The 23,851-nt window shown below is 48.3% G+C and carries 23 protein-coding genes; all 23 read left to right on the forward strand.

Annotated features, from left to right (window positions below; genetic code table 11):
* The first annotated feature begins 362 nt into the window (after positions 1-362).
* The 23 genes from FWJ59_RS00360 to FWJ59_RS00470 all read left to right on the forward strand — a co-directional run bounded on the left by FWJ59_RS00360 (position 363) and on the right by FWJ59_RS00470 (position 23,849).
* Complete coding sequence (locus FWJ59_RS00360) at positions 363-1,445, forward strand: D-alanine--D-alanine ligase family protein (RefSeq protein WP_414479992.1); 1,083 nt, start codon at positions 363-365, stop codon at positions 1,443-1,445.
* 14 nt (positions 1,446-1,459) lie between these two features.
* Entirely contained in the window at positions 1,460-2,266 is an 807-nt protein-coding gene (gene murI / locus FWJ59_RS00365; protein ID WP_414479993.1) for a glutamate racemase, read from the forward strand.
* Between the two features lie 32 nt (positions 2,267-2,298).
* A complete protein-coding gene (locus FWJ59_RS00370; protein ID WP_414479994.1) occupies positions 2,299-2,943 on the forward strand; it encodes an MBL fold metallo-hydrolase in 645 nt (214 codons plus the stop codon).
* Positions 2,944-2,971: 28 nt separating this feature from the next.
* Positions 2,972-4,642 carry a CTP synthase gene (locus tag FWJ59_RS00375; RefSeq protein WP_414479995.1) on the forward strand — a complete coding sequence of 557 codons (1,671 nt, stop codon included), beginning with the start codon at positions 2,972-2,974 and terminating at the stop codon, positions 4,640-4,642.
* A 723-nt stretch (positions 4,643-5,365) separates the two neighbouring features.
* A complete protein-coding gene (gene rho / locus FWJ59_RS00380; protein ID WP_414479996.1) occupies positions 5,366-7,393 on the forward strand; it encodes a transcription termination factor Rho in 2,028 nt (675 codons plus the stop codon).
* A gap of 29 nt (positions 7,394-7,422) precedes the next feature.
* Positions 7,423-8,487 carry a sporulation integral membrane protein YtvI gene (gene ytvI, locus FWJ59_RS00385; protein WP_414479997.1) on the forward strand — a complete coding sequence of 355 codons (1,065 nt, stop codon included), beginning with the start codon at positions 7,423-7,425 and terminating at the stop codon, positions 8,485-8,487.
* A 172-nt stretch (positions 8,488-8,659) separates the two neighbouring features.
* Entirely contained in the window at positions 8,660-8,872 is a 213-nt protein-coding gene (gene rpmE / locus FWJ59_RS00390; RefSeq protein WP_414479998.1) for a 50S ribosomal protein L31, read from the forward strand.
* A 71-nt stretch (positions 8,873-8,943) separates the two neighbouring features.
* The gene (locus FWJ59_RS00395) at positions 8,944-9,930 is read left to right on the forward strand and encodes a DUF1385 domain-containing protein (RefSeq protein WP_414479999.1); all 987 of its coding nucleotides are present in this window, start codon (positions 8,944-8,946) and stop codon (positions 9,928-9,930) included.
* A complete protein-coding gene (gene prmC / locus FWJ59_RS00400; RefSeq protein WP_414480000.1) occupies positions 9,872-10,741 on the forward strand; it encodes a peptide chain release factor N(5)-glutamine methyltransferase in 870 nt (289 codons plus the stop codon). The genes FWJ59_RS00395 and prmC overlap by 59 nt, the downstream gene beginning before the upstream one ends.
* A gap of 85 nt (positions 10,742-10,826) precedes the next feature.
* Positions 10,827-11,903, forward strand: a complete 1,077-nt coding sequence (gene prfA, locus FWJ59_RS00405; protein WP_414480001.1) for a peptide chain release factor 1 — start codon at positions 10,827-10,829, stop codon at positions 11,901-11,903.
* Between the two features lie 41 nt (positions 11,904-11,944).
* Positions 11,945-12,694 carry a ZIP family metal transporter gene (locus tag FWJ59_RS00410; RefSeq protein WP_414480002.1) on the forward strand — a complete coding sequence of 250 codons (750 nt, stop codon included), beginning with the start codon at positions 11,945-11,947 and terminating at the stop codon, positions 12,692-12,694.
* 83 nt (positions 12,695-12,777) lie between these two features.
* Positions 12,778-13,827, forward strand: coding sequence for an L-threonylcarbamoyladenylate synthase (locus tag FWJ59_RS00415; protein WP_414480003.1), 1,050 nt, complete (start codon positions 12,778-12,780; stop codon positions 13,825-13,827).
* Between the two features lie 28 nt (positions 13,828-13,855).
* Positions 13,856-14,323: a low molecular weight protein arginine phosphatase gene (locus FWJ59_RS00420; RefSeq protein ID WP_414480004.1), complete on the forward strand. Its 468-nt coding sequence runs from the start codon at positions 13,856-13,858 to the stop codon at positions 14,321-14,323.
* A gap of 69 nt (positions 14,324-14,392) precedes the next feature.
* A complete protein-coding gene (gene rpiA, locus FWJ59_RS00425) occupies positions 14,393-15,100 on the forward strand; it encodes a ribose-5-phosphate isomerase RpiA (protein ID WP_414480005.1) in 708 nt (235 codons plus the stop codon).
* Positions 15,101-15,149: 49 nt separating this feature from the next.
* Positions 15,150-15,779 (forward strand): uracil phosphoribosyltransferase, encoded by a 630-nt coding sequence (gene upp / locus FWJ59_RS00430; protein WP_414480006.1) that lies wholly within the window; start codon positions 15,150-15,152, stop codon positions 15,777-15,779.
* A 70-nt stretch (positions 15,780-15,849) separates the two neighbouring features.
* Positions 15,850-16,185, forward strand: coding sequence for a hypothetical protein (locus FWJ59_RS00435; RefSeq protein WP_414480007.1), 336 nt, complete (start codon positions 15,850-15,852; stop codon positions 16,183-16,185).
* Positions 16,172-18,136, forward strand: a complete 1,965-nt coding sequence (locus FWJ59_RS00440) for a V-type ATP synthase subunit I (protein ID WP_414480008.1) — start codon at positions 16,172-16,174, stop codon at positions 18,134-18,136. The genes FWJ59_RS00435 and FWJ59_RS00440 overlap by 14 nt, the downstream gene beginning before the upstream one ends.
* A 67-nt stretch (positions 18,137-18,203) precedes the next feature.
* A complete protein-coding gene (locus tag FWJ59_RS00445; RefSeq protein ID WP_414480023.1) occupies positions 18,204-18,668 on the forward strand; it encodes a V-type ATP synthase subunit K in 465 nt (154 codons plus the stop codon).
* Between the two features lie 11 nt (positions 18,669-18,679).
* Positions 18,680-19,288, forward strand: a complete 609-nt coding sequence (locus FWJ59_RS00450) for a V-type ATP synthase subunit E (protein WP_414480009.1) — start codon at positions 18,680-18,682, stop codon at positions 19,286-19,288.
* A gap of 58 nt (positions 19,289-19,346) precedes the next feature.
* Positions 19,347-20,375: a V-type ATP synthase subunit C gene (locus FWJ59_RS00455; RefSeq protein WP_414480010.1), complete on the forward strand. Its 1,029-nt coding sequence runs from the start codon at positions 19,347-19,349 to the stop codon at positions 20,373-20,375.
* Positions 20,368-20,691 carry a V-type ATP synthase subunit F gene (locus FWJ59_RS00460; RefSeq protein WP_414480011.1) on the forward strand — a complete coding sequence of 108 codons (324 nt, stop codon included), beginning with the start codon at positions 20,368-20,370 and terminating at the stop codon, positions 20,689-20,691. The genes FWJ59_RS00455 and FWJ59_RS00460 overlap by 8 nt, the downstream gene beginning before the upstream one ends.
* A 7-nt stretch (positions 20,692-20,698) precedes the next feature.
* Complete coding sequence (locus FWJ59_RS00465; RefSeq protein ID WP_414480012.1) at positions 20,699-22,471, forward strand: V-type ATP synthase subunit A; 1,773 nt, start codon at positions 20,699-20,701, stop codon at positions 22,469-22,471.
* Entirely contained in the window at positions 22,464-23,849 is a 1,386-nt protein-coding gene (locus FWJ59_RS00470; RefSeq protein ID WP_414480013.1) for a V-type ATP synthase subunit B, read from the forward strand. The genes FWJ59_RS00465 and FWJ59_RS00470 overlap by 8 nt, the downstream gene beginning before the upstream one ends.
* Positions 23,850-23,851 lie beyond the last annotated feature (2 nt).

Raw genomic sequence — 23,851 nt, forward strand, 5'->3', positions numbered from 1 at the left:
AAAGCATGGGCGGGGGCTATTGCCTCCGCTTATGCTTTTGGTCGTATCTTTGAGTTTTAATAGTGTTTGGCAAACAAATAACCATTTTTTGAGGAAATATCTGCGAAATGTTGAATAAGAATAGTTATAAGAATAGTTTCAAGAAATAAGCGCCCCAATGATTTTAAGATGGGGGAGATGAGGGGCGATTAGGGTCAAATAAATTGTAGACTTATCATAATTGTGGTATAATCTAATTATACATAAATGAGAAGCAATGGCAAAGATTAACTGCAACTTATAGAATTGCTTGCAGCCTTAATGTGGGATATGCAAGGCTTGTCAGGCAAAGTCGTAGATAGGCTGAAGGGGGAAAAGAGTACATGCCTCAAAAGTTAAAGGTAGCTGTTCTTTTTGGAGGGCAATCGGGGGAACATGAGGTTTCCCTGATGTCGTGTGCTTCAGTGGTGAAAAACATGGACCGCAATAAATATGATATATATTTTATAGGCATTACCAAGACGGGAAGATGGCTCCTTTTTGAAGGGGATGTGGAGGACATCCAGAGCGGAAGATGGGAAGCTACCTCAAAGCCCATAGTGTTTCCTGGCGATCCTTCGTTCAAGGGCTTTTTTCTTGTAGACAACCCGTCCCATATATATAAGGTGGATGTGGTTTTCCCTATAATGCATGGACCCCATGCTGAGGATGGGACCATACAGGGGTTACTGGAGCTGGCTAATATTCCTTATGTGGGCTGCGATGTGGTGGCTTCCTCTGTAGCCATGGATAAGGCTATGGCTAAGGCCGTTTTTAGTAGCTGTGGTTTACCGCAGGGAAAGTACTTGGTGGTATTGAGGCAGCAGTTTGAGCAAGAGCCACAGCCCATAATAGATGCCATTGAATCGTATTTAGGCTATCCGTGTTTTGTAAAGCCTTCCAATATGGGTTCCAGCGTGGGGATTACCAAAGCCCACGACAGGCAGGAACTCATCGAGGGGTTAAAGGAAGCTGGACGCTATGATAGGAAGCTGGTAGTTGAAGCTTTTATCAATGGCAGGGAGATAGAATGCGCTGTCTTGGGGAACAACGATCCTCAAGCCTCTGTGCTGGGAGAGATCATCCCGTGCAATGAATTTTACGATTATAACGCAAAGTACTTCGATGATGGTAAGTCACAATTGATCATACCAGCCGACCTTCCGGAAGAAAAGGCGCAGGAGATTCGTCAGTTGGCCATAAAGGCCTATAAAGCCCTGGACTGCAGCGGAATGGCCCGGGTGGACTTTTTCGTGGATAAAGACACCCTTGAGGTGTTTGTAAACGAGGTTAACACCATACCTGGATTTACTAGAATAAGCATGTATCCTAAACTGTGGGAGGCGACGGGTGTGCCGTATTCCACCCTTATAGATAGGCTAATAGAGCTTGCGCTGGACAGGTTTAAGGAAAAGCATCCCGAGTGAAGGGAGACTGTGCGGTGGATCCAAGGCCTATTGGCGTATTCGATTCAGGATTGGGCGGGTTAACGGTAGTGAAGGAGTTGATGGCCCAGTTGCCCAACGAGAACATAGTCTATTTTGGCGATACGGCTCGCCTTCCGTATGGGACGCGCTCCAGGGAGACCATCATCAAGTACTCCATACAGTGCATACGATTTCTTCTCACTCAAAACATAAAGGCCGTGGTCATCGCTTGTAACACGGCAAGTTCAATGGCCCTTGAGACCGTAAAAGAAGTTTTTGATCTTCCCATAATAGGGGTAGTTGAGCCCGGTGCAGCCCATGCCGTCAAGGCTACGCGAAACGGCAAAGTGGGCATAATTGGCACTGAGGCCACAGTACAGAGCGGCTCCTACGCCAGGGCCATTGCCAGGTTGAACCCTGGTATACATACCCGCAGCGTAGCATGCTCGCTATTTGTGCCCATAGTAGAAGAAGGGTGGAGTGACACGCGTATAGCCTATTTAACCGCTGAAAGATACCTTGCACCTTTGAAGGAATGGGGTGCCGATACCCTTATATTGGGTTGTACCCATTATCCTCTGTTGATGAATACAATTTCAAAAGTTATGGGTCCCCATGTAACGCTAATCAACCCTGCGGTGAGTACAGTTCATGAAGTAAAACGAATTCTTGAGCAGGGGGATATGCTCAATGACAACCATAACCAACCTCAATATCGCTATTATGTGAGCGACTTTAGCCAGAAGTTTAAGCAGATAGGAAGCCGCTTTTTAAATAGGGAGATAATATATGCTGGTAAGGTGGACATAGAAAATTATTAGTAAATTTATCTAGGATGTGAGGAGGGAGAGTTATGAAGATTACATGGTTTGGACATGCCTGTTTTAAATTGGCCTCGGACTCAGGGGTTACCATAATTACCGATCCATATGATGAAACGGTGGGGTATAAGTTGCCGGAGGAACATGCCGATATTGTTACGGTAAGCCATCAACATTTTGACCACAGCTACGTACAGGGTATACCTGGCAAGCCGGAGGTTATCAGCGAAGCAGGCAATTTCTCGGTAAAGGGCATACCCATAAGAGGCATAGTCAGCTATCACGATGACCAGGGTGGTAGAAAAAGAGGCACTAACATCGTATACGTGTATGAGATAGATGGGGTAAGGGTATGCCATTTAGGGGATCTGGGGCATGTTCTTTCCAAGGAGCAGGTTGAGCAAATAGGACATGTGGACGTGCTACTTATACCTGTGGGAGGTACCTATACCATTGACGCAAAGGCAGCAGCCAGCGTGGTTTCAACCCTAAAGCCTTCCATAGCCATCCCCATGCACTACAAGACCGCCAAAATTGATTTTCCCATCGATGGCGTCGAGAAGTTCTTAGAGGTCATGGGAGGCGGGACCTACATCCATGACCATACTCTGGAGGTTAAAAAGCAGGATATAGAGGGAAAGGAGACCCGAATTTTGGTTCTTGATTATGAATGCTGATAAAAATTCTTGACAAGCAGATGAAGAGATGTATAAAATTGATGGTTGTAGAAATTTGCTGAAGCATGTTTCGGAGGGGGATAAAGTGGCTAAGTTTGTATTCATTACCGGAGGGGTGGTGTCTTCTCTCGGGAAAGGTATAACTGCTGCATCTTTAGGGAGGTTGCTAAAGAGCAGGGGGTTGAAGGTTTCCATCCAGAAATTCGACCCCTATATTAATGTCGACCCGGGTACCATGAGCCCCTATCAGCACGGTGAGGTGTTCGTTACCGAGGATGGCGCTGAAACCGACTTGGATCTGGGACATTATGAGAGGTTTATCGATGAAAACCTGAGTAAGAATAATAACGTGACTGCCGGAAAGATATATTGGTCGGTTATCAACAAGGAACGGCGGGGAGATTACCTGGGGGGCACCGTCCAGGTAATTCCTCACATAACTAATGAAATAAAGGAAAGGATTTTCCGCGTGGCACAGGAGTCGGACGTAGACGTGGTCATCACCGAAATCGGTGGAACGGTGGGCGATATCGAGAGCCTACCTTTTTTAGAGGCCATCCGCCAGATCAAGTGGGAAGTAGGAGCAGACAACTGTATGTATATACACGTTACGCTGGTTCCGTATCTGGGGAAGGCAGGGGAGCTGAAGACCAAGCCTACGCAGCATAGCGTGAAGGAGCTACGCAGCATTGGCATTCAACCTGATGTAATAGTATGCAGATCTGTAAAGCCTTTAAGCAGAGAGCTAAAAGAAAAGATAGGTCTTTTTTGTAATGTGGAAGCCAGGCAGGTGGTACAAAACCTGGATGCCGATAACCTCTATGAAGTGCCCCTATTGCTCAAAAAAGAAGGCTTGGATGACTTGGTGATTGAAAGGCTGAAGCTAAACTGTGGACAGGCCGACCTGGAAGAATGGTGCGAGATGGTTCAGCGTATGAAAAATTTAAAGAACAAGGTTACCATTGGCCTGGTAGGCAAATATGTTGAGCTTCACGATGCATACCTTAGCGTGGTGGAAGCCCTTTCCCACGGCGGGCTTTGTCATGATACCGAGGTCCAAATAAAGTGGATTCACTCTGAACAGGTATGCCAGGACAATGTGGACGAGCTGCTATCGGATGTAGATGGGATATTGGTACCGGGTGGTTTTGGAGACCGGGGAATAGAGGGAAAGATGTATGCCAGCCGATATGCCAGGGAGAATAAAATACCTTATTTTGGTATATGTCTGGGCATGCAACTGGCTGTAGTGGAGTTTGCTCGAAATGTGGTGGGGCTTACCGGTGCTCACAGCACTGAGTTTGATCCATATACCCCCTATCCCGTAATACACCTCATGCCCGAGCAGGAGAAGATGGATTCAAAAGGAGGAACAATGCGGTTGGGGGTATATCCATGTAAGACTTTGGAAAATACGCTGCTCAGAAAAGCTTATGGCCAGGAGATGGTACAAGAACGGCATCGCCACAGATATGAGTATAACAACAGCTTTAGAGATATTCTTTTATCTCATGGGCTTATCATATCGGGCGTTTCGCCGGATAACAGATTGGTAGAGGCAGTGGAACTGGTCGATCATCCGTGGTTTGTAGGCGTGCAGTATCATCCTGAATTTAAATCCCGTCCTAACAGGCCTCATCCTCTGTTTAGGGATTTTGTGGGGGCTGCAGTGGCATATAAGAATCACAAGAACAAGTAACCAGTGATTTTATATAAATTTTTGTATAACCCTACTAATTTTAAGTGGGGTTTTTTTGTAAATTTTTTTTGTTGACGGCGAAGGACTTTTTGCTTATGATATCTATATACTGCTCATAATGCCACATTGCCGGTACCCTTGGATGCCTTTCAAATCTACTTTCTCATGTGGGAAAGTTTGTGCGTATATACAAAAGCTTATGGGGTTTTATGTAAAAATAGCGTTTTTGATTGGAAAGCGTGACGAGGGTATGTATAGTTAATACACAATTTTACCGGTGGATTTCATATACTGTTAAATAGTGTTTATGTGGTGTGGGTTGTACTAACTATTTTTGTGTACTGAATTTATGGCACCCTGTATGAATGACGGAAAACTGGGAATAATATGAAAACAGAGCGTATTTCCCTCAGCATTTATGAATGCACCCCTTGAGCCGGTAGTATTCCGTATGTCTTGAATGTACAGACCATTTAATTCAGCAGCTGAAAAGGCTCCTATATTTTGCAAAAATAGAGATGGATTTTAAATTTGGTGGACTATCGTAATTCATTCCTGTAGGGATACTAAACGGCGTTATTGAACCAGGAAGTCCTATATCCCATAAAATGGCTCAATTTACTGTCAAAAATCAAAAGATGAAAACTAGAGCATAAAAAAAGCTGTATATAGTTTGTACATTATAAAGCAAAAAATCTAAATAGAAAGCGAGGAGAAAAGGCTTTGGATCTGAGCAATCTAGACTTAAACAATTTGGAAAACAATAATATATTTGAACTCAGAGAGTTTGGCAAGGAAATAGGAGTAAAGGGCGTTACCAGGTATAGAAAAGCTGAACTCATTGAGCGTATAAAAGAGAGACTTAGGGAGATGGCCCAAGAGCAGCAGCGGGAATGGCTTGCCAAAAAACAGGGATCGCAGGATGAGCAGTTCCAGGACCAGCAGGTTCAACATGAGGACCAGGCTGTTCAGCCTGTAGCACAACAGGAAAATGAGCAGGGTCAACAGGTGCAACAAGAACAGCCAATTATTCCGCTTGCGCAGGAAGGCCTAAGCGTACGGCAGGAGCAGGAAGAGAAGCCAGCTGATGGGCAGCTTGAGCAGGAGGGAGAGGCTGTCCAGCCACCGCAGGAAGCTGCTCAGCCCAAGCCTGGCAGAAGGGGAAGACCCAGGAAAAAGAAGGAGGTTGCCCAAGAAAAGGAGACAACCGGTGGAGATGCCCAACAGCTGCATCTGCTTGATCAAGTAGGTCAATCGATAGCAGAGGAGCGGGCAGATCAAGAGCAGCAGCCTTCTCTAATGAAACAGGAGGCACAAGAGGCGGTACAGGAACAAAGGACGGTACAGCAGCCCGATAGGGGAGAAATGGCGCAAAAGCAGGGAGAGCCACAGCATCAAGTTGGAGAATGCGGTGCTGAAGGGGGCGAGGAGAGAGAGAGAGCTGTTGTAGCCCGCAAAAAAGAGGACCTACTGGAGAAGATCATTACTGATAAAGAGGAATATGAGAGGCAGGTTGCTTACGCGCGGAAATACTTCAATACATCCAATCCTGCTGTGCCTATTCTGCTGAGCACCGGAGAGTGCGGCGACGCCAAAGGCGTACTGGAAGTGCTGCCGGACGGTTATGGATTCCTGCGCGCCGAAAACTATATGCCCGGCAGTAAGGATGTGTATGTTTCCCAATCGCAGATACGCCGTTTTAATCTGAAGACCGGCGATTTGGTGGAAGGCAAAACCCGCCCTGCAAAAGAGGGCGAGAAGTTTCAAGCGCTTCTTTATGTGACCGCTGTCAACGGTGAAGATCCTGAAAAGGCTACCCAGAGAAAGCCTTTTGATGAGCTGACTCCCATATTCCCCAACGAGCGCATAACGCTGGAGAATCCCAGGAATCCCAAGGAGCTGGCCACGCGTCTCATTGATCTCATAGCTCCAATAGGCAAAGGCCAGAGAGGGCTGATTGTATCGCCTCCCAAGGCAGGAAAAACCACGCTGCTCAAGAAGATCGCCGACAGCATTGCCACCAATTATCCTGATATCTACCTCATAGTGCTGCTCATCGATGAGCGGCCCGAAGAGGTTACCGATATGCAGCGCTCCATAAAGGGAGATGTGGTGTATTCCACATTTGACGAGTTGCCCGAACACCATACAAAGGTGGCCGAAATGGTTTTGGAGCGCGCACAAAGGCTGGTAGAGCATGGTAAGGACGTAGTGATATTGTTGGATAGCCTTACCCGTCTGGCCCGTGCCTATAACCTCACCGTGCCTGCAACAGGTAAGATACTGTCGGGCGGTATCGATTCGGCGGCCCTCCACAAGCCCAAGAGGTTCTTTGGTGCGGCCCGTAATATTGAGGGGGGCGGAAGCCTGACCATCATTGCCACCGCCTTAATCGATACCGGAAGCCGCATGGATGAAGTCATATACGAGGAGTTTAAAGGTACGGGTAATATGGAAATCCATCTGGATAGAAAGCTATCTGAGAAGAGGATTTTCCCGGCTATAGACATCTTCAAATCGGGCACGCGTAGGGAAGAGCTGCTGCTCACCCAGAGGGAGCTGGAATGCGTATGGGCTATTCGCAAGAATTTGAGCGAAGGGCGACCAGACAGGATAATCGAGATCATAATAAACGATCTGATGCGTACCAATTCCAACGAAGAGTTTATAGACTTGATGTTAGAGCATTTTGAGAAAATGGAAAAAGACGGCTATTTTGTTGACCGCGAGAGCTATTACAGCTATCGCTAAACAGCAATACGGTGGGGTATAGATAAACTATGATAAGCGTAAGCCCACGATACAGAAAATATTTAAAGACCACAACAAGGGTAGTTCTAGTGCTCCTGCTGGTACTCTTTGTGCCCCTCAAGGTTCTCCCTTATATGGCTCCCTTTGTGGTGGCTTTGTTTATAGCCTTTATCATTGAACGGCCGGTAAGATTTTTGACTGATAAATTCAGATTGCCCCGTGGGGCAGCTGTGGGCATAGTCCTCTTCTTTTTTACTCTGGTTACGGGCGGAATTTTGATACTCATATTTTCGGAATTGGTCAACGAGATATGGCGCTTAACCAGGGAAATCCCCAGCGCCCAGGTGGTTAAAGGGTACATCGACATGTTATTGGGCAGGGTGCAGAATCTGTATTTGAGCCTACCCGCTGAGTTTGAGAGCACCATCAGAGACAGCCTTGGGTCTGTTGTGGGAAGCATATCGGCATCTCTGCACAGCCTGCTCAATTATCTACTGAACATGGCAAAGTTTTTGCCACAGGCATTTCTCTTCATAGTGATATCCCTGGTGGCCTCCTTTTTCATGAGTAGGGATAGGGAGAAGATATCCAGGTTTGTCTATAAGCAGATGCCGGAAGGGTGGAGGAACAAGATCCGTACGGTAAAAGATGACCTTTTTACCGCACTGGTGGGGTTCATCAAAGCACAGGCCATCCTCATTTCGGTTACCTTTATCGAGCTACTGATAGGATACAGCTTAATCGGGGTTAAATACGTATTTTCATCGGCTCTCATAACGGCGGTGGTGGATGCCCTGCCGCTATTGGGCACCGGTACTATACTCATTCCGGCCGCGGCTGTTAATTTAATTATGGGTAATGTTGCAAGGGGATTCGCCTTTATAGCGCTTTATATCGTGATATTGATAGTTCGCCAGTTTTTAGAGCCCAAGGTGGTGGGACAGAGCCTGGGCTTGCATCCCCTTGTTACCCTTATATCGATATATGTGGGGCTGCGGCTTTTTGGAATCATAGGGCTGTTTTTGGGGCCCCTTGTTGTGGCTATTATAAAGGCTTTACAAAAGGCTAGGATTTTGCCTCAATGGAAGGCGTAGAGGAGAAATTAGACGACTCTAAGCCGGGTTATTGCAAAACGACCGCGGGAAGGAAAAAGGGACAGCCAAAAACTGGTTGTGGCTGAAAAACGTCTTGAAATTCACGCTCTCGATGTGCTATACTGTAGTAGTTATGATAGGGTTGCAATTATCAACGAAAGAGGTGACTGTGATGAAGAAAGGTATACATCCCGAGTATGGAGAGGCCATAGTAAGGTGCGCATGTGGAGAGACATTTGTTACCGGTTCTACTAAAAAGGAGATCAGGGTTGAGATATGCTCGAAATGCCATCCTTTCTTTACCGGGAAACAAAAGCTGGTAGATACGGGAGGACGTGTAGAGAGATTTAAGAAGAGATATGAGCTAAATAGCGACCAGGTGTGAATTCCACAAAACAGTGCAGATTGGGGTTATACCCTGGTCTGCATTTTTGTTTATCATAAGGGGTGTAGTTGATGAGAAAATGCGATATAGGGGGGCAAGCAGTATTGGAAGGGGTGATGATGCGCGCCCCTTCCCGTATGGCTATAGCAGTTAGGCGCTATGACGGCCAGATAATAGTGCGAGACCAGCAGCTGTCTTCCCTAAAGGATAGGCATTCAATTTTTAAGCTGCCGGTCATAAGGGGTGTTGTAACTTTTGCTGAGACGCTGGTGGTGGGCATAAGGTCTCTTATGGCCTCTGCCGAGATGTACGGCGACCCAAGCGTTGTACAGGAGTATAAGCCATCCAGAGTTGAAAGGTTTGTAGCCGATAAAACTGGCAAAAAGGTAGAAGACGTAATGACATGGTTTGCGCTGCTATTGGCCATCGGCCTGGCCATAGCGCTATTTGTGGTGGCTCCCGCTGTGCTGACGGGGTTGCTCAGGCAATGGATAGCCCATCGCGTCATGCTGGGATTGATTGAGGGAGCAATAAGGCTTGCCGTATTTATCGGTTATATCGTGCTGGTGACCCGGATTAAAGATATACAGCGGGTTTTCCAATATCATGGGGCAGAGCATAAGGTCATTCACTGTTATGAACACGGTGAGGAGCTATCAATAGAAAACGCCAGAAAGTACAGCACGTTGCATCCCAGATGCGGTACCGCCTTTTTGCTGGTGGTGATGGTGGTGAGCATCGTGATGTTTTCAGCATTAGGGTGGAACAACATGATAGCCCGCATCTTGGTAAAGCTATTGCTGTTGCCTTTGGTGGCGGGCATCTCATATGAAATAATAAAGTGGGCAGGAAGAACCAGCTGGCCGGGAGTGAAATTTGTCATGTTCCCAGGACTTATGCTGCAAAAGCTTACCACCCGCGAGCCGGATGATGACCAGCTGGAAGTTGCCATGAAAGCTTTTATGCAGGCTGCGGGCTTGACTGACAAGGGGGCTCAAGATGCGGCTGAAGGGGATGGAAATATTAAGGAAGGGGCAAAAGATTTTAGAGTGTCATAATATCCCGGCATCGAGGCTGGAGGCAGAGCTTTTGATGGCTCATATGCTGAAATGCCAAAGGCATGACCTGTACCTTGCGCGGGACTGGACACTAGACGCCTCTCAGGCGCAACGCTTCTTTGATCTGATATATAGACGGTGTGAGGGGTGTCCCATTCAGTATATAACCAACAAGCAGGAGTTCATGGGGCTGGAATTTTATGTAGACCAGAGGGTATTGATACCCCGTGCCGATACCGAAATACTGGTGGAACACGTGATTAAATGGGCATCTCAAAGGGTGGGAACTGTGCGTATACTGGATATAGGTACCGGAAGCGGTGCGATTGCCATAAGCCTTGCACTTTTTTTGCCCCGTGCCCGCATAACAGCCGTTGATATTTCGGCAGGGGCATTGGAGGTGGCAAGGCTCAATGCTTGCCGGCATGGGGTTGAAGATCGCATAGCCTTTTTAGAAGGAGATTTATTTTCCCCCTTAGATGGCCATACTGATGTCCAGCCCTTTGATGTTGTCGTATCCAACCCGCCATATATACCCACTCAGGAGATTGAGAATTTGGAGCGACATATTAGAGATTACGAGCCGCGCATTGCCCTCGATGGAGGGCATGATGGTTTAAAGTTTTACAGCCGTTTGGCCAGGGAAGGGTTGAATTGGCTGAGAACAGGAGGCCTATTGGCGGTTGAAGTAGGATATGGCCAGGCTCAAAAGGTCAAATCCATATTGGAAAATACGGGGTGTTATGTAGATATTGCCATATACAAGGATTTAGCTGGTATTGAGCGGGTGGTTTTTGCCATACGCCGCTGAAATGCTGTTATGATAAGAGGTTGAAATGTCTTTATTTTAATTTTTAAGCTAATTTAAGCTAACTTCTATTAAAAGGGGAAGGTGTATGCTGGATAAACTGGAGTTTATTGAAAGAAAATATGAAGAATTGAGCAAGGCAATTGCCGATCCAGAGATTATCGCCAAACAAAATGAATGGAAGAAATTGGTCAAAGAGCATGCCGACCTTGAGGATATCGTAATCAAATACAGGGAATATAAAACGATAGAGCAGGATATAGCGGTGGCCCGCGAAATGCTAAAGGAGAAGCTGGATGAAGAGTCTTTAGCCATGCTCCGGGAAGAGCTAGATGCCCTTGAAGAGAGAAAGGAAAAGGCACTCCAAGATCTTAGGCTTTTGCTTCTTCCTAAAGATCCCAATGATGAAAAGAACGTGGTTATGGAGATACGGGCTGGGGCAGGCGGAGAAGAAGCAGCCCTTTTTGGCGCTGACCTGTTTAGGATGTACAGCAGGTACGCTGAGCGCAAGGGCTGGAGGATAGAGATCATGAGTGCCAATTACACAGACATGGGGGGTGTCAAGGAGCTCATATTCGTGGTTGAAGGCAGAGGAGCCTACAGCCGGCTCAAATACGAGAGCGGGGTCCACCGTGTACAGAGAATACCGACCACCGAATCGGGTGGTAGGATTCACACCTCCACTGCTACCGTGGCCGTGCTGCCGGAAGCCGAAGATATTGAGGTGGAGATAAATCCTGACGACTTAAGGATCGAGGTCTTCAGGTCATCGGGGCATGGAGGCCAAAGTGTCAATACCACCGATTCGGCTGTGCGCATAACCCATATTCCTACAGGCATAGTGGTCACATGCCAGGATGAGAGGTCGCAACAGAAGAATAAGGAAAAAGCCATGAGGGTTTTAAAGGCCCGTGTGCTTGATGCCGTTCGGAGGGAACGGGAACAGGAATATGCTCAGGTTAGAAAAAGCCAGGTGGGTACCGGCGATAGAAGTGAAAGAATACGTACCTATAATTTTCCTCAAGGACGCGTAACCGACCATCGAATTGGTAAGACGATATATAATTTAGAAGGTTTTTTGGATGGAGATATGGACGAAATCATAAATGAGCTTATAATAAACGAACAGGCTGAAAGGCTTAAGAATACCCAAACATCCCAGTGAATACAATTTTTATATAAGCTCTAGTTTGGGGATGGTTTGGGTTGGGTGATCTGTTCTTCAGCTGTGTCATGGGTACAGCCGCCGGCATTTTGGGTACTGGCTTAGGGGGACTCATTGGATTTGTCTTAAACAACCCCAGTAGGCGATTTTTGAGTGCATTATTGAATTTTTCTGCCGGACTGATGGTAGCAGTGGTGTGCTTTGACCTTCTGCCAGAGGCTTTTGAAATAGGAGGCTTTGACGTCAGCATAGTCGGGGTGTGCTTAGGGGTGGTCATGATCTTAGCCTGCGATGAGGCCATAACCGCCTGGAAGAGCTACTATAAAGGGGACCAACGCTCTCCCATGGGCCAGTATGTAAAGACCGGCATACTGTTGGGGATAGGCATTGCTCTTCACAATTTTCCCGAAGGTTTAGCCATAGGGTCAGGTTTTACGGCTATGAAATCCTATGGCATAGGGCTCAGCTTGGTCATCGCATTTCATGACGTTCCTGAGGGCATTGCCATGGCTGCGCCCATGAGAATAGGCGGTATGGCCAGGTGGAAGGTCTTTCTGTCAGCGGTTATGGCAGGAATCCCAACGGGCATTGGAGCGCTGGTGGGGTATCTGCTGGGCGAGATATCGCCTTATTTCATAAGCCTGTGCTTGGGGTTTGCCGGTGGCGCCATGCTATACATAACTTGTTCGGAGCTCATCCCAAAATCCAACGACCTGTACAGGGGAAGGATTTCGGGGATGAGCCTTATAATGGGAGTGATAGCCGGAATTGTAGTGTCTTCCATGCTCTGATATACAAAGCTTGTGGCCTAATAGAGCATATAATATTAAATGGGGCTCATATCATTGTGTTTATGCGAAAGGAGAAAGTACAATTGAAGACCAGGGTACTAAAGATAAACGATGTGGAAAGCGATTGTAGCGCTATACTGGAAGCTGCCAGGCTGATACAGGCCGGGGAAGTGGTAGCATTTCCCACTGAGACGGTATACGGCTTGGGGGCCAATGCTTTGGATGCGGCTGCCGTTCAAAAGATCTTTGAGGCAAAGGGCCGTCCATCGGACAACCCTCTAATAGTGCATATTTCAAAACGCCAGGATGTGGACAGGCTGATAAAAGAATTACCTTCCTCGGCGATCACCCTTATGGAGCGTTTCTGGCCGGGACCTCTTACCATGATCTTTAAAAAGTCTCCACTTATACCCGATGCAGTGACGGCTGGGCTGGATACAGTAGCCATTAGGATGCCGCGCCATCCGGTGGCTTTAAGGCTTATAGAGTGTAGCGGGGTGCCGATTGCTGCTCCCAGCGCCAACAGGTCGGGTCATACCAGCCCTACCATGGCGCAGCATGTCCTGGATGACCTCGACGGCAGGATTCCCCTTATACTGGATGGAGGAAGGTGTGATGTAGGCCTAGAGTCCACGGTTTTGGATATGACGGCTGAGGTCCCAACTATCTTGAGGCCCGGCGGCATCACATACGAGATGTTGATGCAGGTGTTGGGAGAAGTGAGGGTTGATGATGGGGCTTTAAAGCCGGTTAAGACGCAACGGGTCAAATCTCCCGGAATGAAATATACCCATTATGCACCTCACGCCCAGGTGGTGGTGGTGCGGGGGGAGCCCCACCAAATGGTGGCCAGGATAAACGTTATGGCAGAAGAGTATGCAAAACAGGGCATGAAGGTAGGAATACTTGCAACTCAAGAAACGAAAGATTATTACAAAGAAGGCCAAGTACTGGTGTTAGGAAGCCGCAAGCAACCTGCCACCATGGCCTCCAACCTATTTTGGGCTTTGAGGCGGTTTGATGATCTGGGAGTGGATATTGTATTGGCCGAATGGATAGAGACAAAGGATGAAGGTTTGGCAATAATGAACCGCATGTTGAGGGCGGCCGCTTTCCGCGTGATCGAGGCGTGAAAACCTACTTTTGAAGGAGGTTTTGTAGTTGACCACGGTTTTGTTTGTGTGTACAGGCAATACCTGCCGAAGCCCTATGGCTGAGGCCTTATTTAATGACTTGGCCAATAAAAAAGGGCTAGATAGCGTAAGGGCCGTTTCTGCCGGTTTGGCTGCTATCGAAGGGAACAAGGCTACGCCCCAGGCTATCGAAGTTATGAAGCGGAGAGGGATAGACTTAAGCGGTCACCGAGCCAGAAATGTGGACGCATCACTTGTAAAAGAAGCTGATCTGATACTAACCATGACCCATCGACACAAAGCCATATTGAGCAGCATGTATCCCGAGGCCGCATCCAAAATACATGTGCTTAAAGAATACGCACAAGGTGGATCGGTTAAAGGGGAATTGGTGGATATCCTTGATCCCTTTGGTCAACCGATAGAGGTTTACGAAAGCTGCGCTCATGAGCTGGAGGAGTCTCTTACAAAGCTGATAGAAAGGCTGAAAGCCTAATTTTTTATTGCAATTATCAAATGGATTAGGTTATAATATTAGAGAATGTGGGTGGGGGTATTGTGTGCTATGAAAGCCCAGAGCGAGGGTAAAAATTTAAAGAAAATGGTGGGTGTGGCAGCGGCTGATTTGGTGAAGGATGGTATGACGGTTGGGATTGGGACAGGCAGTACGGCTGCGTTTTTTATTGAGGAGCTGGGTCGAAGAGTGAGACAGGGCTTGTCCATTCGCGGCGTGCCAACGTCCTATCAAGCCAAGCTCATGTGTCATCAGCATGGGATACCAGTGCTTGATGTTTCGTTGGTGGACAGGCTGGATATCGCCATTGATGGCGCTGATGAGATTGATTACAGCTTAAACGCCATAAAGGGCGGCGGTGCTGCCAATACCATGGAAAAGGTTATAGCCGCCATGGCTGATGAGTTCGTGATCATAGTGGATCATTCCAAGCTGGTGGAAAGGTTGGCTGTATCTTTTCCTGTGCCGGTGGAAGTTATTCCGGCAGCTCTTAGCTTTGTAATGCGAAAGCTCAGAGAAATCGGCTCCAGACCTGAGCTCAGAATAGCAGTTAGAAAAGCGGGGCCAGTGGTGACCGATAATGGCAATTTTATCGTGGACCTGTATTTTGATGAGGCGCCTGATGTGTACCGGTTAAACCACATTCTTAAATCCATCCCGGGGATAGTGGAGACCGGCCTTTTTTTGGGAATGGCGCGTAAAGCCTTGGTTGCATGGGAGGATGGAGTGGAGGTAATGCTGGCAGGTCAAAAGGATTGAATGCCATACCGGTGACCACGTAAAGTTTAACGATAAAAGGAGAGATAAAATGGGAAGAGTGCACGTTTTAGACCATCCGTTGATTCAGCATAAGTTATCTCTCATAAGGGATAAGGAGACAGGGGCTAAGGAGTTCAGAGAGTTGGTGGCGGAGATATCTCTGCTTATGGCTTATGAGGTCACACGTGACCTGCCGCTTAAAGAGGTGGAGATAGAGACCCCGGTGGCTAAGGCCACAGCCAAGGTCATATCCGGCAAGAAGCTGGGAATTATACCAATTTTAAGGGCGGGGCTTGGAATGGTAGATGGCATGCTCAAACTCATTCCGGCCGCTAAAGTAGGGCATATTGGCCTATATCGCGACCCAGAGACGCTAGAACCGGTGGGATATTATTGCAAGCTGCCTCCAGATGTGCATGAGAGGGAGCTCATCGTAATTGATCCCATGTTGGCTACCGGAGGTTCGGCATCTGCTGCCTTAAAGCTAATAAAAGAAAGAGGTGCCAAGAGCATAAAGTTTGTTTGCTTGATAGCCGCTCCCGAAGGAATTAAACGCCTCCAGCGGGATCACGACGATGTAGACATCTATGTGGCTGCTATAGATAAATGCCTCAATGAACACGGATATATAGTGCCCGGCTTGGGAGATGCGGGAGATAGATTGTTTGGAACAAAATGATTTCGATGGCAGGGTGTAGGAAGTAGATTGGCTGTTTGCGTTGCAAGGCATAACGGTCATTTGAGGGGGAATGCCGGCTATGGATATGGATGCTATTAGGGAGATCAGGCAAGCAGAGCAGCAGGCCGAAGAGATAAAGAAGCAGGCAATGGAAAAGGCAAGAGATATATTGAGGAAGGCTGAGGAAGAGGGTAACCGATTCCTAGCAGAGGTGGTTCAGCAAGCGCAACAGGAGAGGCAGCAGTTTATGCGTCAGGCTGAACACGAAGCCAAGAAGGAGATAGAATCTTTAGGCCAAAAAGTGGAGCAGGAATGCCAGAAGATACGTCAAGTAGCCCAAATCAGGATGGATGAAGCCATTTCCTTGGTTATGGGAAAGGTCGTGAATATCCATGGCCATAGTTGAGATGAAGAAATTGCTCCTCGTTGGCTTGCAGGCAGACAGGGATAGGATACTCAATGCTATTCAACTCATGGGTAATGTGGAGATCGATAATATCGAGCTTGAAGAGCCTGTCCAGGAAGGGCAGGGTGGCGAGAATACGCTTTTACAAAGATATGATGGGCAGGGGGTTGTGGAGCGCATCGAATCCCAGCTGTCGGAGCTGAAATTTGCGCTGGACTTTATCGGCCGCTATCGTAATTTGAAGCGTTCCGCTTTTGCGCCCAAACCCGTTGTCAGCATAGAAGAGCTTCATAAGGTTAGCGAAAATGCCGATTCCATATTGCAGGTTGCAGCTACCTGCCGTAAGCTGGAACAGCGCCTTGCTGAGCTGTCATCCCGTGAAACCCGTATACTCGGCACGAGGGAGCAGCTGTTACCATGGAAGGATTTGAACGTTTCTCTGGAGCAAATAGGCAATACCTTGTTGACCACCCATACCATGATAGGCACGATAGAAAAAGGTCTTGCAGCGCAGTTTGAGGCCAGGATGCAAGAATTTGGCACTAGGGAGTTTTACATAGAGAGGGTGGGAGAGAACAAGGAACAGGTCAACTATTTTTTAGCATATCATAAGGATTTAGCACAAGAGGTGGATAAACTTTTAAAGGAATTGGGCTTTAACCGCGTGAGCTTTAATATGAAAGGCACTCCTGCCGAAATTATAAAGCGATGCGATGATGAACTACGTGACATTGATGCTGAAAGGAAAAAAATAGAGGAGCAGGCAAAGGCGCTGGCAGTGCGGGCCAATGAGCTTGAGGTCCTTTACGATGCCTTATCTATACAGCGGGATAAAGAAGAGGAAGGGTTAAAGCTTTTGCAAACCGGTCAGGCCTTTGTGCTCAAAGGGTGGGTTCCCAGCCGTTTTGCTGAAGCCTTTGTATCCAGGATACATGGCATTACCTCCGCGGTTTATATTCGTCTGGATGATCCGGAGCCCGATGAGCTCTTCCCGGTGGCTTATGATAATCCGCCTTTGGTTCAGCCCTTCGAGCTGATTACCGAGCTTTATAGCACGCCTCATCCCCGCAGCATTGATCCCAATCCTTTTGTTGCGCCGTTCTTCTTCATCTTTTTCGGCATAATGATGGGAGATGCGGGGTATGGCATTATCATGGCTTTATTAGCTTATCTGGCCATTCGCAAGCTCAACCTCAAAGGAATGGCCAAGAAGCTAATCATGCTGGTATTTTTGGGAGGTATATCTACTTTCCTGTGGGGTGCCATTTTTGGAGGATGGTTTGGCAATGCGGGACAGCTTTTAGGGCTGCCTCCCTTATGGTTTGAACCGGCTGTTCAGCCTATAAAGATGCTCATATTCTGTTTTGCTTTGGGCCTCATTCAGATTTTTGTAGGCATGGGCATTCAGGCTTACATGAGCATACGCCAGGGCAGGGTCTGGGATGCCATATTTGATCAGGGGCTTTGGTATGTTACCTTAATAGGGCTAGTGCTTATGGCTACGGGTTTAAAAGTGGTAGGACAGTATATGGCGCTGGCCGGAGCAATCGGGCTTGTGCTCACCCAGGGCAGGCATCAAAAGAACATCATAAAAAGAATATTTTCGGGTATATTGAGCCTGTACAACATTACTGGATATTTCAGCGATATGCTTTCATATTCAAGACTTTTTGCCCTGGCTTTAAGCGGCGGCGTTATCGGTACCGTCATAAATCAGCTGGGACTTATGGCAGCAAAGTCGTGGTTTGGTTGGATAATAGCTGCGGTTGTACTGGTAATAGGGCATTCGTTCAATATGCTCATGAATATGTTGAGCGCATATGTTCACTCCAGCAGGTTGCAGTACATAGAATTTTTCGGCAGGTTTTTTGAGGCTGGGGGCCATGCCTTTAAGCCTTTACGCATAAAGACGAAATTTATCGATGTATACAAGGAAGGGGAGGCTGTTTGATATGGAATTAGGACACATTTTTGCCGTATTGGGGACTGCTGCGTCAACTACCGGGACGGGCTTGAGCATGGGACAGATATATGCCATTTTAGGGGCCGCTGCAGCGGTGGTGCTGGCAGGGCTGGGTTCGGTATTTGGTGTGGCCATCGCAGGACAAAGTGCGGCAGGTGTGGTAACCGAAGATCCCGACAAATTTGGTCAGGTATTGCTGCTTCAGGCCTTGCCTGGTACGCAGGGAATTTACGGTCTGCTCATAGGTTTCATTATCATGAATAAGATGAACATCTTCGGTGGCATGGTAGATGTTTCCACCGAGACGGGGCTATTGCTTTTTGTGAGCGCTTTGCCCATAGCCATAGTAGGCCTTATATCGGCCATATACCAGGGAAAAACCTCCGCGGCCGCCATTGGAATAATCGCAAAGCGGCCCGAAGAGCTTGGTAAGGCCATCACATTTCCGGTAGTGGTGGAAACCTATGCCGTGCTGGCTCTGCTGGCTTCCTTCTTAATGGTGAACGGTATTCCGGTGTAGGAGTGGACACTATGGATGGGATTGACAAGATCAAACAGCGTATTCTGGAAGATGCTCGGCAGGAAGCCGAACGCATAATCAAGTCAGCTGAGGAAAAGGCAGAGGAAATTAAGAAGGCCAAAGCCGATGAGGCCGGCAGGCTAAAAAAACGTTTGACCGAGCAAAACATAGAGGCGGCTCGAGAACATAAAAGAAGGATGCTGGTATCGGCTCAGCTGGAGATGAAGAAGAAGGTGCTGGCCGTCAAACGGGACATGATAGAGGCCGTATTTGCAGGGGTTATTGAGAGGATAAGCCGCATGCCAGATGATCAATACAGGGAAGTTATCGCTTCCATGCTTTTGAATGCTCCTCTTCAGGGAGATGAAGAGGTGTTATTTTCGGTTTATGATGAGCACCGCCTGGATCAGAATTTCCTGGATTACATTAATGAGCAATTGAAAAAACAGGGGCGTAACGGACGGCTGCGCCTCTCGCCTGATAGAGGGCAGTTTAAGGCCGGCTTTATCCTTCGGGGCCATAAGGTTGAGATAAATTGCTCTTTTGAAGCAATTGTGAGGGCATTGCGAGCTGAGATGGAATCTCAAGTAGCCGAGATGCTGTTTGGTGAGCTTTCTTAAATTTGCCTTGTTAAGCCTATAAAGTTTTTGGAGTAAGAAGCATATTGATTGGCTTGTTGTGGGCAGTAGGAAGGATGATATGATGCCTCAACCCAGTTATGAATATGGAGTAGCCAGAGTCAGAGTTTTAGAGACCAAACTGCTTACCCGGGAGCGCATTGAACGGATGGCTGATGCCCCATCGGCCGAGGAAGCGCTCAAAGTTCTGTCGGAGACCAGCTATGCCCCTTTGGTTGCAGAGCTGGTTTCTCCCTATGAATATGATGAGCTGCTTTCCAAAGAGATGAGTAGGGTACGTACCTTTATAGATGAGATTTCGCCGGATCCGGCCATTACGGACTTATTTTTCTTAAAATATGACTTTCATAATCTCAAGGTTTTATTGAAGTACAGATATTTAGGTGGCCAAGATGAGGGGCTGCCCTTGGTTCAAATAGGTACCATTCCGGTGGAAATATTAAGAAAAGGTGTGGATGATCCCGAAAGTGGCCTGCTTCCACCTTTTATGGTCAATGCAGTAAGGAGAGTGGACCAGGCCTGTGCTTTGAAGATTGATCCCCAAAAGATCGATATACTTTTGGATCTAGCCATGTACGACCATATATTTGAGGTGTGTCGCAGGAAAAGGAACGGGTTTGCTCTTGGTTATTTTCAGATGCAGGTTGACCTTTTAAACCTCCGTTCGCTTTTGCGGGCAAAGAGACTGGGGCAGGGGTTTGACTTTTTGAAGGAGATGCTCATCCCGCACGGCAGCTTAAATGTATCTTTTTATAGCCGTGCCATGGAGCAACCTTATGAACAGTTGATCAAAGAGGCGGAATCCACTCCTTACGGTAAGGTGATGGCCGAGGGCGTGCAGGATTTTCTGCGCACCGGTACTCTGACCGCTTTTGAAAGGCTGATGGATGACTTCCTGCTGAATTACGTCAAGGCCTTAAGATATAATCCTTTTGGGATAGAAGCCATTGTGGGCTATCTATTGGCCAAGGAAAACGAAATTAAGCTAATACGCATAATCATGGTGGGCAAGATAAACAACCTGCCTGCTGAAAAAATCCGTGAAAGGCTTCGTGATGTGTATGTATAAGATGGGCGTAATTGGCGACAAAGATTCGATATTGGGGTTTAAAGCTTTGGGCCTGTCGGTATTTCCGGTTACGCAGCCCGAACAGGCTGCTAGGCTCATCCACAAGCTGGCAAAAGAGAATTATGTGATTTTGTTTGTCACAGAATCGCTGGCACAGGATATCAAGGAGACCATCGATAGATACGGCTCTCAGCCTTTTCCCATTATTACCTTGATTCCCAACAATGCTGGAAGCATGGGATTGGGAATGGAAGGGATCAAATCCAACGTGGAAAAGGCGGTAGGAGTGGACATTTTATTTGGAGAGCGAGGGTAGGTGAGCTATGCAGGGTAGGATAGTAAAGGTATCGGGACCGCTTGTAGTAGCCGAAGGGATGGCCGATGCCAAGATGTTCGACGTGGTGCGGGTAAGCGATAAGCGGCTTATCGGCGAGATAATAGAGCTAAGAGGGGATAAGGCTTCCATTCAGGTATATGAGGAGACTGCGGGATTAGGTCCGGGAGAGCCCGTGTATTCCACCGGCGAGCCTTTAAGCGTGGAGCTGGGGCCTGGGCTTATTGGCTCAATATTTGACGGTATACAGCGGCCCTTAACCCTTATTCGCGAGAAGGTGGGCGATCGCATTGCAAGAGGGATTGAGGTTCCTGCCTTGGATCGGGAGCGCAAATGGGAGTTTATGCCCCGCGTCAAGCCGGGAGATCGAGTTGAACCCGGCGATATAATAGGTGTGGTCCAGGAGACTTCCATAGTGGAGCACCGTATTATGGTGCCCCAGGGGATAGAAGGGGTTATAGAGTGGATTCATGAGGGAATGGCTACAATTATAGAGCCGGTGGCCAGGGTAAAGATGCCCAATGGCGCTCTTGTGCACATTACCATGATGCAGAAGACCCCTGTCCGCGTGGGGAGAAAATACAAGCAAAAACTTCCTCCCATTGTTCCGCTTATAACGGGCCAGCGAATCATTGATACCTTCTTCCCGGTAGCAAAGGGAGGAGTGGCTGCCGTACCCGGGCCCTTTGGCAGTGGCAAGACGGTGGTGCAGCACCAGTTGGCAAAGTGGGCCGATGCCGACATCATAGTATATGTGGGATGTGGCGAGCGCGGTAACGAGATGACCGATGTTCTTATGGAGTTTCCTCAGCTAAAGGATCCAAAGACCGGCGAGCCCCTTATGAAGCGGACGGTGCTTATTGCCAATACTTCCGATATGCCGGTGGCTGCCCGTGAGGCTTCCATATACACCGGTATAACCATTGCCGAGTACTTTAGGGATATGGGCTATAACGTGGCCATCATGGCCGACTCCACTTCAAGGTGGGCTGAAGCCCTCCGCGAGATGTCGGGCCGTCTGGAGGAAATGCCCGGCGAGGAAGGCTATCCGGCTTATTTAGGCTCCAGGCTTGCCGAATTCTACGAACGGGCTGGCCGAGTCATTTGCTTGGGTAAGGACAACCGGGAAGGCACCATAACCGCCATTGGTGCCGTTTCACCGCCTGGCGGTGACTTTTCGGAACCCGTAACCCAAGCCACATTGCGTATAGTCAAGGTATTCTGGGGTTTGGATTCACAACTGGCATACCGCAGGCATTTTCCTGCTATAAACTGGTTGACCAGCTATTCGCTGTATCTTGACCGGCTAAACGAGTGGTACATAAGGGAGATATCGGAGGAGTGGCCTAAGCTCAGGCAGGAGGCCATGTCCCTGTTACAGGAGGAGGCCCAGCTGGAGGAGATAGTCAGGCTGGTGGGGGTGGATGCCTTATCGGTGAAGGATAGGCTGGTGCTGGAGGCTGCCAAATCCATAAGGGAAGATTACCTGCACCAAAACGCTTTCCACGAGGTGGATACCTATACTTCCCTTATAAAGCAGTACAAGATGCTGAAGCTGATAATCGAATTCTATCATCTGGGACAAAGAGCATTGGATTCGGGAGCCGAGTTCAGCCAGGTGGTAAGCCTCCCTGTAAGGGAGCGCATAGGGCGAGCCAAGTACATTTCTGAGGACCAGTTGGAGCAGCTGGATGAGATTTTAAACGAGTTAAAGGAACAGATGTCGTCCTTGATGTCGGAGGGAGGCGTCTCTTATGCTTAAAGAGTACAGGACCATTACTGAAGTAGTTGGTCCATTGATGCTGGTAGAACACGTGGAGGGAGCAAAATATAACGAGCTGGTGGAGATTCAACAGTCCAATGGAGAGGTTCGCAGGGGCCGTGTCCTTGAGGTGGATGGCGATAAGGCATTGGTTCAGCTCTTTGAGGGCTCTCACGGCTTGAGGATTGCCGACAGCAAGGTGCGCTTTTTGGGCAGGGGTATAGAGCTGGGCGTATCTAGGGATATGTTGGGGCGCGTATTCGATGGAATGGGGAGACCCATAGACGGAGGCCCAGAGATCATTCCCAAAAAGCGCATGGACATAAACGGAGAACCCATCAATCCCGCTGCGCGCGACTACCCGTCGGAATTCATCCAAACCGGGATTTCGGCTATCGATGGCCTCAATACTCTGGTGCGCGGGCAAAAGCTGCCCATTTTCTCGGGGGCAGGCTTGCCTCATGCCCAGCTGGCAGCGCAGATTGCCCGGCAAGCTACAGTGCCGGGCAGCGACACCGAATTCGCCGTAGTGTTTGCGGCCATAGGCATAACCTTTGAGGAGGCCGACTTCTTCGTATCTGATTTTAGAAGGACCGGTGCCATCGAGCGGGCGGTGCTGTTCATGAATTTGGCCGATGACCCGGCAATTGAGCGCATCTCCACACCCCGCATGGCATTGACAGCTGCCGAATATCTGGCCTTTGAAGAGGATATGCACGTACTGGTTATACTTACTGATATGACCAACTACGCCGAAGCCCTCAGGGAGATATCGGCCGCTCGTAAAGAGGTGCCTGGCCGCCGTGGCTATCCGGGCTACATGTATACCGACCTGGCTACCATGTACGAGAGGGCCGGAAGGATAAAGGGCAAGAAGGGCTCTATTACTCAGATACCTATACTAACCATGCCCGAGGACGACAAGACCCATCCCATTCCCGACCTGACGGGATATATTACTGAAGGCCAGATAATATTGAGCAGGGAGCTTTACCGCAAGGGCATAAATCCACCCATTGATGTTTTGCCATCCCTGTCCCGTCTGAAGGATAAGGGCATAGGAAAGGGGAAAACCCGGGAGGACCACGCCGATACCATGAACCAGCTGTTTGCGGCCTATGCCCGTGGCAAGGAGGCCAAGGAGCTGGCGGTGGTGCTGGGCGAAGCGGCCCTTTCGGAGATGGATAAGCTATATGCCAAGTTTGCCGATGAATTTGAGAGGAGATATGTATCTCAGGGCTTTGAGACCAACCGTTCCATCGAGGAGACCCTTAATCTCGGGTGGGAATTGCTTTCCATACTGCCAAAGAGTGAGCTTAAACGAATTCGGGACGAGTACCTCGATAAATATTTTCCCGGAGACAAAGGGGATGAATAGTT

The organism is Caldicoprobacter sp., from assembly GCF_047459465.1.
Classification (GTDB): domain Bacteria; phylum Bacillota; class Clostridia; order Caldicoprobacterales; family Caldicoprobacteraceae; genus Caldicoprobacter.